General features: G+C 46.3%; 11 protein-coding genes. 4 read left to right on the forward strand and 7 right to left on the reverse strand.

Annotation, left to right across the window (positions count from 1 at the left end; all coding sequences use genetic code 11):
* Positions 1 to 478: 478 nt before the first annotated feature.
* A complete protein-coding gene (locus GBH70_RS05750; protein ID WP_151680153.1) occupies positions 479 to 607 on the forward strand; it encodes a YjcZ family sporulation protein in 129 nt (42 codons plus the stop codon).
* Positions 608 to 830: 223 nt separating this feature from the next.
* On the opposite strand, the gene GBH70_RS05755 is transcribed toward GBH70_RS05750, so the two are convergent.
* From GBH70_RS05755 to GBH70_RS05785, 7 genes are all read right to left on the reverse strand, one after another.
* Positions 831 to 1,883, reverse strand: coding sequence for an ABC transporter ATP-binding protein (locus tag GBH70_RS05755; RefSeq protein WP_253693540.1), 1,053 nt, complete (start codon positions 1,881 to 1,883; stop codon positions 831 to 833).
* A 26-nt stretch (positions 1,884 to 1,909) separates the two neighbouring features.
* A complete protein-coding gene (locus GBH70_RS05760; RefSeq protein ID WP_151680154.1) occupies positions 1,910 to 2,818 on the reverse strand; it encodes a C40 family peptidase in 909 nt (302 codons plus the stop codon).
* Between the two features lie 142 nt (positions 2,819 to 2,960).
* Positions 2,961 to 4,574, reverse strand: coding sequence for a peptide ABC transporter substrate-binding protein (locus GBH70_RS05765; protein WP_151680155.1), 1,614 nt, complete (start codon positions 4,572 to 4,574; stop codon positions 2,961 to 2,963).
* Between the two features lie 104 nt (positions 4,575 to 4,678).
* Positions 4,679 to 5,686 (reverse strand): ABC transporter ATP-binding protein, encoded by a 1,008-nt coding sequence (locus GBH70_RS05770; RefSeq protein ID WP_151680156.1) that lies wholly within the window; start codon positions 5,684 to 5,686, stop codon positions 4,679 to 4,681.
* Between the two features lie 5 nt (positions 5,687 to 5,691).
* Entirely contained in the window at positions 5,692 to 6,645 is a 954-nt protein-coding gene (locus GBH70_RS05775; RefSeq protein ID WP_151680157.1) for an ABC transporter permease, read from the reverse strand.
* 12 nt (positions 6,646 to 6,657) lie between these two features.
* On the reverse strand, positions 6,658 to 7,587 hold the full coding sequence (locus GBH70_RS05780; RefSeq protein WP_151680158.1) for an ABC transporter permease: 930 nt from the start codon (positions 7,585 to 7,587) through the stop codon (positions 6,658 to 6,660).
* Between the two features lie 169 nt (positions 7,588 to 7,756).
* The gene (locus tag GBH70_RS05785; RefSeq protein ID WP_151680159.1) at positions 7,757 to 8,461 is read right to left on the reverse strand and encodes a gamma-glutamyl-gamma-aminobutyrate hydrolase family protein; all 705 of its coding nucleotides are present in this window, start codon (positions 8,459 to 8,461) and stop codon (positions 7,757 to 7,759) included.
* Positions 8,462 to 8,594: 133 nt separating this feature from the next.
* Between GBH70_RS05785 and corA the strand changes: the two genes are divergently transcribed.
* From corA to GBH70_RS05800, 3 genes are all read left to right on the forward strand, one after another.
* On the forward strand, positions 8,595 to 9,545 hold the full coding sequence (gene corA, locus GBH70_RS05790; protein ID WP_151680160.1) for a magnesium/cobalt transporter CorA: 951 nt from the start codon (positions 8,595 to 8,597) through the stop codon (positions 9,543 to 9,545).
* A gap of 126 nt (positions 9,546 to 9,671) precedes the next feature.
* Positions 9,672 to 10,376, forward strand: a complete 705-nt coding sequence (locus GBH70_RS05795; protein WP_151680161.1) for an SGNH/GDSL hydrolase family protein — start codon at positions 9,672 to 9,674, stop codon at positions 10,374 to 10,376.
* A 662-nt stretch (positions 10,377 to 11,038) separates the two neighbouring features.
* A complete protein-coding gene (locus GBH70_RS05800) occupies positions 11,039 to 12,022 on the forward strand; it encodes an acyltransferase family protein (protein WP_151680162.1) in 984 nt (327 codons plus the stop codon).
* Positions 12,023 to 12,157 lie beyond the last annotated feature (135 nt).

The following is a 12,157-nucleotide window of genomic DNA, read 5'->3' on the forward strand; positions in this document are numbered from 1 at the left end:
AGAAACAGCTCCGGTGCCGGATGAAAATATTAGCGTTCCTCCAACGGTTTCCGTCCCCGGTCTCGATGAAAGGGTATACCCGATTGATGCGGCAATACACGCCACACAGCAGATCATCATGAACGATGCCGAAGAAACGATTCATCATGCCAGAGAATTTTTGGAAGTGATCGTAATCCAGGCCGACTATCATATTTTGAAGGGGAAAGTTACCGAAAGTATTTGTGATTTTATCCGTAAACATTATTGCCGGCAACAGCGGAAAAATCGGCGTAAAAAGCCCGCTTCTCGGAAATGTCAGCCAAAGCCTTGTTAAAAGCGCGGAAGTTCTTGTTGTAAAATAGGGCGACTTGTCTGCCGAAATGAAAGGAACTTGACACAAAAGCTTTTTTGCGTTTCTTTCCGCTATAAGTCCAAACCTCCTACAGCATTTCCGCATACATTAACAATGCATTATGGAAAGACGGAGGTGAAGAAAATGGGCTTCTGGGGCTGCGGTTATGGTTACGGCGGCTACGGATTTGGCGGTTACGGCCACAACAACTTCGCTCTGATCGTTGTGCTGTTTATCCTGCTGATCATTGTTGGCTCTGCTTTTATGTTCTAAGTGATAAAGAATGGGCGGGCCCGGCGCTCAGTTAAAAAGCCCGGGCTTAAGCCCTTTGACTCTAGGTAAGGAGCGCTTCCTCCAATATTTTCACATACTTGCAAGCAAATGCCGATCCTCATAAATGGATCTTGCCTTTTCTTCCAGTTATGCTGCATACATACGATACTTTTTCCATAAAAAATGCCGGCATCTTTCTCCACGCCGACCAATTCTATATGTTTTACTGATAATTTCCATTTCTTAATAGCGAACCAGTGCCGGCAGTTTTTCGCGGAACTGCTGCGCCTTCAACCCGTTCCATCGGTTTGCCTTTCCTATCATAAAGGTGGCATGCGACATAATGGAGTTCTTCCACTTCCAGCCACTGCGGTTTCACACTTGCACATATGTCCATCGCTTTCGGGCATCTTGTCCGGAACACGCATCCGCTTGGGGGATTGATCGGGCTCGGGATTTCCCCTTTTAAAATGATCCGTTCCCTTTTATCTTCAATTTTCGGATCAGGGATTGGAATCGCCGACAGCAGCGCTTCGGTGTAAGGATGAAGCGGTTTGCGGTACAAGTTTTTGCTCCCCGTCAATTCGACTAGATGGCCGAGGTACATCACGCCGATCCGGTCGCTGATATGCTTGACCATCGATAAATCATGGGCAATAAATAAGTAAGTTAAGTTTTTGTCTCTTTGCAGTTTTTTCAATACGTTGACAACCTGCGCCTGAACGGAAACATCCAGTGCGGAAATCGGCTCATCGCAAATGATGAATTCCGGGTCAAGCGCCAGCGCCCTAGCAATGCCGATCCTTTGCCGCTGCCCTCCGCTGAATTCATGCGGGTAACGGCTTGCATGTTCTTTGTTTAGCCCGACTTCTTTCAGCAATTCATAAATTCTTTCGAGCTCTTCCCGTTTATTTTTATAAATGCCGTGGACTTCAAGCGGTTCAGCAATAATTTCACGGACTGTCGCCCGGGGATTCAGGGAAGCATAAGGGTCCTGAAAAATCATTTGGACGTTCCTTTTCATTCGGAAACTTTCATGTTCGTCCAGTGCATGGATGTCTTTTCCATTGTAGAGGATTTGCCCGCCGGTCGGCGTATAGATCCCCATGATGAGCCTGCCTGCAGTTGATTTCCCGCACCCGGATTCGCCGACAAGACCAAACGTTTCCCCTTTATAAATATCAAAATTGAGATCATCCACGGCTTTTAAAAATTGTTTCTTTCCCATATCAAAATATTTTTTCACATGTTTAACTTCCAGCAGTTTTTCCATCATGGTGCACTCCTTTCATCCCGGCTGTTTTATTTCCAGTACCGCCTTGCACGGCAAAGTTCCTTTTCATAAATGGTTCCTTCCAGTGCCAGCAGTTCAACGGACTTTCCCGTTTTCGGGGAGTGGAGCAGTTTCCCGTCCCCCGCATAAATACCGACGTGGTGGATGGCACCTTTTCCTTCTTCATGCGCGAAAAACAAAAGGTCCCCCGGCGTAATCCTTTCAAGTGGGACATCTTCACCGCTTTCCGCCTGTTCACAGGCATCCCGCGGTATAATCATTCCGGTTGCCGCCCTCACCATCGTATAGGAAAATCCCGAGCAGTCATAACCAAATCCACTCATGCCTCCCCATAAATACGGAAGGCCGAGAAACATTTTTCCTGCTTTCAAAATATGCCGGTTTTGCTGCCCCGGACTACTGCCGCCGAACTGTACATCACTTTTTTTGAAAAATCCGGTGCCCGAAACCGTCCTGACTTTTACCCAGCTCGTGTTTTCATCCATTACCGGCAGGCAGGTTTGGAAACTTGCTTCAAATACAGGCATTTGATTTTCATCGTATAAAGGGGAGGTCGGCTTGTTGACAGCAGCGAAACCGGAGCCGGCAAGCGGCCCTTCCGCTCTTTTCAGCTGTCGGAGGGGCATCCAGCCGGGGTAGCCGTCTAAGTGTTTGACGGAAGGCTGTTCAGGAATCGAAACGTATGCCCATTCCCCTTCTATCTGATGGACCACTGCTTTCTGCCCGTAAAGCGCCTGCGTCTGGATTTTATTTTTACGCCAAAATTCAAGCCGCTGTTCCACAGTGAGGTTCCTAAGCCATTTTTTCATATTAGCCGGATTTTGGAGCGCTTCAGCATCCCATTCATCTGGAGATTGTTTTGATGTCCAAAGTGTCGCAACAGCGGTACTGATCAAATAAACCTGCCTTGCGTCCATGTTTGCCCCCCATTTAGGTTGAATGGCCGTACAAAGTTTTTTATGCGAAATCCCCTTGCATAGAGGATACTTCGTAAATGCAAATCATGATTAAAAACATTCAACGTGGAAAAGCCTGGTGCCCCGCTGAATGCCGGTTAATTTATTTAACATCTGCCCATTTCAACTCAAGATAGCCGACAGGGTGCCGGACGATGCCGGTCACATTGTCATTTTGCAAATACACCTGGTTATAAAAGTACAATGGGAAAATTGGCATATCGTCAAACAGGATCTTTTCCGCTTCATGCATCAATTCGTATCGTTTCGTTTCGTTTGTTTCGTTTTTCGCTTCTTTTATCAATTGGTCATACTTTTTGTCGCTCCAGCCGGTTCTATTCATCGTATGCCCGGTCTGGAAATTTTCCAGGAAGTTGATCGGATCCCCGTAGTCGGCGAGGAACGAACTGCGGGACAATTGGAATTTCAGTTTTTTCTGTTCGTCCTGGAATACATTCCATTCCATATTGGCTAGCTTTACATGGACCCCTAGATTTTCTTTCAGCATTTGCTGGATCGTTTCGGCGATTTTTTTATGGACAGGATCCGTGCTGTAAGTAAGCGTCACTTGCGGAAGTTTCGTGTAGCTTTCTTCCTGCATCCCTTTTTTCAAGAGCGCTTTTGCTTCTTTCACATTCGTGGAGTACAGGTTGCCGCCTTTTTTCCTGAAGTCGCTGCCGTCCGGCTCGGTAAAGCCGTAAGAAACAAAGCCGTAAGCCGGTTTTTCTTTATTTTTCGTAACATATTTGACGATTTGTTTCTGGTCGATGGCCATGGCGAATGCTTTCCGGATATTTTTATTCTGGAACGGTTCTTTTGTGACATTAAAACGGTAAAAGTATGTGCCCGCCTGGTCCTCAACTTTAACTTTTCCTTCTTTAAACAGTTGTTCTGCCAGGTCGGACGGTACATCCGAAACGTCAAGTTCGCCGTTTTGGTACATTTGGTATTCGGTATTCGGGTCGTCAACCTCGGCCCAGTTGATTTTGTCAATTTTTACATTTTTAGCATCCCAGTAATTTTCGTTCTTCACCATCGTAAAATGGTCATCATGTTTCCAATCCGATAACTTAAACGGGCCGTCAGAAACATATGTCTTGGCTTCGGCATACCATTTCGAGTTCTTTTGTGCCACTTTTTCGTTAATCGGGAAAAAGGCCGGGTTGGCAATGACGTTCAGGAAATAAGCCTGCGTACCTGTTAAGGTGACTTCAAAAGTTTTGTCATCCAACGCTTCGACTTTTACATTATCTTTTGACCCTTTTCCGGTGTTGTATGCTTCCCCTCCTTCAATAAAATAGCCTAAAAATGCTGCAGGGGATGCGGTTTTCGGATCAAGCAGCCTTTTCCATGCGTACTCAAAATCGCCTGCCGTGACCGGGTCGCCGTTTGACCATTTTGCGTTTTCGCGGAGATGGAACGTATACGTTTTGCCGCCGTTTGATACATCCCAGTTTTTTGCGATTGCCGGATGCGGCTTATTGTCTTTGCCGAGCCGGACAAGCCCTTCCATCAAATTATTCAGGGCGTTCCAGGAAACCGAATCAAACCCGATAGGCGGATCAAATGAAGTCGGTTCGGCACCGTTGTTTAAATTCAATACCTTTTCTTTGCTATTGCCGCTTGAACTGTTTTTTGAGCTGGATTGGCTTGTCGTACACCCGGCGAGCGAGACAACAAGCGCAATCATGGCGAGAATGCCCCAAAACTTTTTCATACTTTTCCCCCTTTTCTTTTTCCGCATTACGGAAAGCTTTCTCCCTGAAGATCGTCTGGTGCATCGGCTGCCCGTAAATGCATATATATGGTCATTTATTTCATCTACAGGCGTCCGCCCATAGTTAAAAACGCATATTTCGCCCGTTCATCCTGGAGCCAGCAGTAAACAGAATGGGACGCTGATTTCTTGGAATGGAAAGGTTCAACGCGGCTGCACACTTCCATCGCCATCGGGCATCTCGCCGTAAACGGGCAGCCCGGAGGAGGCGCAAACAAATCGGGCGGCGTGCCGGGAATCGGGATGAGCTCCCCTTCTTCCATATCAAGCCTCGGCACCGAATTCAGCAAGCCTCTCGTATAAGGATGCTCAGCATTGTAAAAAATTTCTTCCCTCGTACCGGTTTCAACAATTTTTCCGGCATACATGACAGCGATGCGGTCAGCAACCTGGGCAACCACCCCCAGATCGTGGGTAATCAAAATGATCGAGACACCCGTCTCCCTTTGGATTTTCTTAAACAGTTCAAAAATCTGCGCCTGAATAGTCACATCCAAAGCGGTTGTTGGTTCATCCGCAATGATGATTTCCGGGTTGCAGATCAATGCCATAGCGATCATAATACGCTGGCGCATGCCGCCGCTGAATTGATGGGGATACTGCTTCATCCGTTCATGCGGGCTTGGGATGCCGACTGTATGTAAAATGTCCACCACCATTTGAACGGCCTCCTCGTGGAAAAGCTTTTGGTGCTCCTTTACCACTTCAAGCAATTGGTTCCCGATCGTAAGCGTCGGGTTCAGCCCTGTCATCGGATCTTGGGAAATCATCGAAATTTCGGATCCGCGGATTTTCCGCATTTGCTTTTCACTGTATTTTAAAATATCCGTGCCTTTAAAACGTACGGATCCGCTTAAGCGCTTTACATTTGAAGCCGGCAGAAGCTGCATAATCGATTGGGAAGTCACGCTTTTGCCGCATCCGGATTCTCCGACAATCGCCAGCGTCTCCCCCTTGTTTAATTGAAAACTGACCCCGCGCACGGCCTGTACGGTTCCGCCATGGGTGGAAAAAGAAACTTGCAGGTCTTCCACTTCCAAAATCTTTTCCAAATCCCTCACCTCCTCAGCTTTGGATCGAGCGCATCCTGCAGGCCGTCGCCAAGCACATTAAAGGCAAACATTGTCAGCGAAATAAAGAAGGCAGGGAAAAACAGGCGCCACCACTGTCCCGTCAAGATGGCCGACAAACCGTCATCCGCCATTACGCCCCAGCTCGCATGGGGTGCCTGGACGCCCAATCCTAAAAAGCTGAGGAAGGCTTCGCTAAAAATCGCGCTCGGCACCGTCAAGGTCATTTGTACGATGATCGGCCCCATTGTATTTGGCAGAAGATGTTTGCGTATGATCCGCGGAGTTTTGGTCCCAAATGTCCTAGACGCCATAACAAATTCATAGTTTTTAATTTGCAAAACCTGGCCCCGCACAATCCTTGCCATGCCGACCCAGCCCGTTACCGTAAGAGCTACGATGATGGTCCCGAGACCTGGCCCCATGACGACCATCAGCAGAATGACGACAAGCAAGTAAGGAAGACCGTACAGCACCTCAATAATCCTCATCATAATCTGGTCGGTCCTGCCGCCTTTATAGCCGGCAATTCCCCCGTATATGATGCCGATAAAAAATTCGATGATTGCCGCCATAAAGCCGACAAACAGCGAAATGCGAGCGCCGTACCATGTTCTCGAAAACATGTCGCGCCCGAGCTGATCGGTTCCGAACCAATGCTCTTTTGAAGGCGGAAGATTTTGGTTTGTTAATGAAAGTTTCGTTACACTTTGCGGCGCAATCATCGGGCCGAAAATCGCCATGATAATGAGAAAAATAAGCACAGCAAGCCCGAGCATGGCCAGCTTGTTTTTCGAGAGCCGATACCAGACGTCGCGCCAGTAAGAAATGCTCGGCCTGACTACGGCTTCCTGCATGTGGCCGTCCTTCTTTTTCGGGACAAACCATTCATCGGGAATCTCTGAAGCGGTTCGGATTTTTTCTTGATTGGCTGCTTGCATACCGACCACCCCCTATTGCTCTTTTTTATGTAATTTAATCCGCGGATCAAGGATTCCGTATGCGATATCGACCAAAAACAGCATGATGATCAAAAAAATGCTGTAAAATACGGTTGTCCCCATGATAACCGGATAATCCCGGTTGTTAATGCTTTCGACAAAATATTTTCCCATGCCCGGAATGGCGAATATTTTCTCAATGACAAAGCTGCCCGTCAATATGCTTGCCGCAAGCGTCCCCAAAATCGTAACGACCGGCATCAGCGCATTTCTCAGGGCATGTTTGATGACAATTTTTACGGGGGAGAGCCCTTTCGCACGGGCGGTTTTCATATAATCCTGTGTCAGCACTTCCAGCATGCTGGACCTTGTTAAACGGGCAATGATGGCCATGGGGCTGACCGCCAAGGCGGCTGTCGGCAGGATCATATGGGATGGGGATGTCCATGTTGCGGCGGGAAGAATTTTTAAATTGACGGCAAACTCCTGGATCAACAATGTCGCAAGGATAAAGTTCGGTATGGAAATGCCAAGCACGGCGAAGGTCATGGCCAAATAGTCAATGACGCCGTTATGTTTCAGCGCTGCAAAAACCCCGAGCAGGATGCCGGAAAAAATGGCAACAATGAGCGCAGTCATGCCAAGCTCAAGCGAAACAGGAAACCCTCTGCCAAGCATGTCATTCACTGTCTGGGACGGTTGCTTAATGGACGGGCCAAAGTCAAAAAGCACAATCGACTTTAAGTAGTACAAATACTGTACATACATCGGCTTATCCAAATGGTATTGCGCTTTCAAGTTTTGCTGCACCGCTTCTGACGTATTGCGTTCCTGGTTAAAAGGCGAACCAGGGATCGCATGCATTAAAATAAAAGTCAGCGTCGTAATCACCCATAATGTGACAACCATGGCAGCCAATCTTTTGAGTATGTACCTTGCCATTTGCGAACACCTTCTTATGGAAAATACGTGTACTATAGCTTCCAATTTTGCATTATATTTTCTTTTATATAATAAAAATGCAAAAAATTCAATACCATCTAATTTTTATTTCTATTTAATGATGTTTTTATTATTTGATATAATGAGCGTTTTTACATTTGAAATAGGTTTAATTCCCACGGCAGGCACGGATAAAAGCAGAAAAAATATTTTTTGACACAAGGTCGTTTTTTCCGATCAGCGCTTCCGGATGCCACTGCACACCGATCGCAAAACGGGCGGCGCAATTTTCCACAGCTTCAATGATCCCGTCAGACGCTCGGCCGCAAACTTCAAACGGTTTTGGCACCGTTCGGACGGCTTGGTGATGGAAAGAATTGACTTTAATAAAGTGGCATCCCGCCAGTTTTTCCAACAGGCTGCCGGGCGATAGCTTGACAGTATGGGACAAATGAGTACGGGCCGCCTGCTGCCTATGCTGCAACAGCTTGGCATCCATTTGGCTGTAAATATCCTGGAACATATCCCCCCCTGCCGCCACTGTTAACACCTGCATCCCCCTGCAGATAGCAAGGAGCGGCATGTCTTTTATAAGCACCTGCCTGCACAACTTGATTTCAAAAGCATCCCGCCCCGGTTCGATCTCCCCAAGTCCGGGCACCGGCTCTTCCCCAAACCAAAACGGATCGATATCCCCTCCTCCCGAAAGCAGAATTCCGTCCACTTTGGACAATAATAAAGGTATGTCTTCTTCTCCCCCTACAGGCAGCAGAACCGGGACGCCGCCGGCATAGCGGATGGCCAACACATAATCATCCGCCAAATAGTGTGACTTGTGATTTACACTACATGTAACGCCAATCACCGGCTTCATTTTGCAATCCGCCCTTTCATTATGGATGGCAGCATAAGCAATGCCATAGTAAAATAGTGTAAAATATTGATTTGCCGCTCCCTGCTTGACAGGTGCTTGCGGCAAACACCATGAAAAAAGGAAGTGTCTTTTCATGATACATATTATGGCAATGACAAAAGAAAATGAGCTGAAAATGGCCAAAAGCATTGAGGAACTTCTGGAAGGCGATTGGAAGTGGTATTGGATCGATTTTGACCGGCCGTCGGAAGAAGAAATATTAAAACTGCGCGAACCGCTTCATTTCCATCCGCTTGCGATTGAAGACTGCATCCATAAATTACAGAGGCCGAAACTGAACTATTATGAGGACCATGTTTTTTTTGTATTCCAAAGCCTTAATCCGCATAAGCTGCACAAAGAAGAATTGAATATGTTTTTAGGGGACCATTTTGTTGTTTCCTTCCACCACCTGCCATCAAAGGAAATCAGCGAGGTACGGGATAAGCTGGAAAAAACGGAGCAGTTTGAAAGATGGGGGCCGGCGGTTATTTTATATGAAGTGCTGGATAAAATCGTGGATGATTATTTTCCTTATTTATATAAAATCGAAGACCGCCTGAATGAAATTGAGGACAATTCCAAGAACGAAACGATGGAAGCTTTGCTGGAAAGCCTTTATTCGACACGGCATGATTTGCTTGTTTTAAGGAATACGATTACGCCAATGACCGATTTAGTTTACCGGATGTTGAATTCCCACCGGCTTCCCGGGATTCAGGAAAAAATGGCTTATTTTCACGACATCCATGACCACTTAATAAAACTTTCCGGCATGGTCGAATCGAATCGCGAATTTACGGCTGATATCAGGGACAGTTATTTGTCTTTAAACTCGCACCAGACGAACAGGGTTATGAAAATCCTGACCATTTTTACCACCATTTTTATGCCGCTGACATTTATTGCCGGCGTCTACGGTATGAATTTTGAATACATGCCCGAGCTGAAATGGAAATACGGCTATTTCGCCACCCTGATCGTCATGTTCCTCATCGGCTCCGGCATGACGTACTGGTTTATCAAAAAAGGTTGGCTGAAATAAGAAAAGCGGAGGACATTTGACAAACAGCGCAAAGGCTTGTCGAAAATCCCGGGCAGGTTTACAATAAAAATGGTTAAATCGTTCTAATTTTTTGAATGATTACATGAATTCCAGGGAGGCCCACATATGAAAATTGTCTGTTTCGGGGATAGTATTACAAGAGGTGTAACATGCATTAGGGGAAGGCTCCGCATCATTAAGGAAAATTATCCTGCGGTGCTTCAACATTTTTTTGCCCAGAAAGATACGGAAATCGTCAATAGAGGTGTCTTTAATGACAATTCCGACCTGCTCATCAAACGCCTGGATAAAGATGTGATCAGCGAGCATCCCGACGCCGTGCTCATCTGCATCGGGGGAAACGACTGCAATTTTAAATGGAACGAAGTCGTGGAAAGACCGGATGAACCGCATGTTCCGATTGTACCGCTTGAACGTTACATCAACAATATCAAGCAGATTGTAAAAGCAATAAAGGATCATGGCATTACTCCTGTTTTGCTGACGCTGCCCCCTCTTGATCCGAAACGCTATTACCAGTCCATCAGTACACGGTTCGGCAAGAATATCAGCCATTGGATCGGAATGACGGGCGGAATTGAGCATTGGCACGGCAATTATAACCGCAGCCTAAAAAAATTGATGAAACAGCTGAGTGTGCCCAGCATTGACGTCCGCACCGCGATCAAAGGGGCAGGGAACTTAAGGGAATTCATCAGCGATGACGGGATCCACTTAACTGCCGAAGGATACATAGTCATGGCAAAAAAAATTTTTAACGATTTAACTGCATTACAGTTCACGAGCCAAAAAGCTGGAAACGGAATTTGAATTCAGTGGATCCGGCCGAATATACCGTATGCAAACGGATCTTCTTTCTGAAGCAGGTGGTTCTTTTCCGCCTGCTTCAGAAGGTTGTGGGCGATGGGACCAGCACGAATTCGATGTTTACCTTGGCCAACACCCGCAATGAAAATCTGCGGAACGACCGATTGCTTCGATATGACTGAACACGCTTTCTACCTCGATTTTTCTCCGAGCATAAATTTGCGCGTCCTCGTCAGACCAAAGGCTCTTTTTGGCTTTTGCTTTCGTACACCTCTCTTTTACAGCCTGTACAGTCTTCACACTCATCAATTTTAAAGCCACGTGTTAACCCATACTGGAGTCAGGCGAGACCCCTCGTGCTGAGAGAGGAGCGAGGAGGCTCGCGACGCGTGCGGAAAGCGAGTGAATTTCGCGATCATCAACATTCTCAGATAACATTACCTTACATAAAGAAAGGGGGTGCCCCCACGTCAATCTACCGACTTTTTGACAGCACCCTTGCATGTGCTTTGTCCTTTATCAAAATTCCTTAAAATCATTTTTACAAATCTGTAACAAAAAAATTGTATAATGTAAATCGCTAATAATACACCCATAAACCGGCCTTTACACCGGAAAAAGGGTAATTCATTGATCGGAATAAACATGCTTTACGGAGGTTAAGGATGTCCGCTTCACGAAGAAGTTCTTACTTTGATAACGCAAAATTTATTTTGATTTATCTTGTTGTTCTCGGGCATCTGATCAGCCCGTTCAAAAGCCAGGACAATTTTCTTTTTACTTTGTATACCGTTATTTTCCTGTTCCACATGCCCGCTTTTATTTTGATTTCGGGCTATTTTTCAAAAGGATACAAAAAGAAAGGCCATCTTTTAAAATCGTTCAAAAAAATCCTTGTCCCGTATTTTATTTTCCAAAGCATTTATTCCATTTATTATTACTGTACGGGGGAAGAATCTAAACTGACATTTAATTACTTAGAACCGCACTGGACATTATGGTTTTTGCTCAGCCTGTTCTTTTGTAACCTTTTGCTGCACCTGTTTGCCCGATTCCGCTGGGCAGGCTTGGCGGCGGCATCGGTAATCGGGATCGGGATCGGATATTGGGATGATGCCGGAAGTTACCTCAGCCTGTCCCGGACTTTCGTTTTTTTCCCGTATTTTCTCCTAGGGCATTTGCTTGAGCCGCAGCATCTGCAAAAAATCAGAAATATTCCACATGGCTCGGTGATCGGTATTTTCATCCTGAGTGCCGCGCTGCTGGCCGCCGGATTCTCTTTTCCGAAAGACGCTGTGCCATGGCTCCTTGGCGATACTTCTTATGCCGGCATGGGCGCGGAACATTGGTTTGACGGGCTAATTAGGCTTGGGCAGTATGGCTTAACGATTATTGTTATTCTTGGATTTTTCCTTTTAATTCCGAGCAAAGGCTACAAATGGACCAATATCGGCGAGCGAACGCTGTATGTGTATTTGCTCCACGGATTCATCATTAAAACGATGGAGGTATTCGCCTCCGACAATGTCCTTGAATGGCTTGCAGGCAACTACCTGCTGCTGATCGCCGTTCCCCTCGGCATCTGCCTGTTTCTCGGCAGCTATTATATCCGGAAATTTACCAAACCGATTATTGAACTCCGGTTTTAAGGGAGGATTTATTGCCGGATCTGTTTGATGATTGCGGAATCCGCTCCATGCGTCCTTGGGATCTCGCCTGGACCGCTTGACCCGTGGGAGTACCGCAAACAATAAATTAAACACGTTCTCAAGGAAAAAGCATTC

This window comes from Weizmannia acidilactici (genome assembly GCF_008974225.1).
GTDB lineage: Bacteria > Bacillota > Bacilli > Bacillales > Bacillaceae_C > Weizmannia > Weizmannia acidilactici.

Coding starts and splice junctions, on each gene's coding strand:
- GBH70_RS05750 (WP_151680153.1), top strand. CDS start 479: ATGGGCTTCTGGGGCTGCGGTTATGGTTACGGCGGCTACGGATTTGGC.
- GBH70_RS05755 (WP_253693540.1), bottom strand. CDS start 1,883: ATGATGGAAAAACTGCTGGAAGTTAAACATGTGAAAAAATATTTTGAT.
- GBH70_RS05760 (WP_151680154.1), bottom strand. CDS start 2,818: ATGGACGCAAGGCAGGTTTATTTGATCAGTACCGCTGTTGCGACACTT.
- GBH70_RS05765 (WP_151680155.1), bottom strand. CDS start 4,574: ATGAAAAAGTTTTGGGGCATTCTCGCCATGATTGCGCTTGTTGTCTCG.
- GBH70_RS05775 (WP_151680157.1), bottom strand. CDS start 6,645: ATGCAAGCAGCCAATCAAGAAAAAATCCGAACCGCTTCAGAGATTCCC.
- GBH70_RS05780 (WP_151680158.1), bottom strand. CDS start 7,587: ATGGCAAGGTACATACTCAAAAGATTGGCTGCCATGGTTGTCACATTA.
- GBH70_RS05785 (WP_151680159.1), bottom strand. CDS start 8,461: ATGAAGCCGGTGATTGGCGTTACATGTAGTGTAAATCACAAGTCACAC.
- corA (WP_151680160.1), top strand. CDS start 8,595: ATGATACATATTATGGCAATGACAAAAGAAAATGAGCTGAAAATGGCC.
- GBH70_RS05795 (WP_151680161.1), top strand. CDS start 9,672: ATGAAAATTGTCTGTTTCGGGGATAGTATTACAAGAGGTGTAACATGC.
- GBH70_RS05800 (WP_151680162.1), top strand. CDS start 11,039: ATGTCCGCTTCACGAAGAAGTTCTTACTTTGATAACGCAAAATTTATT.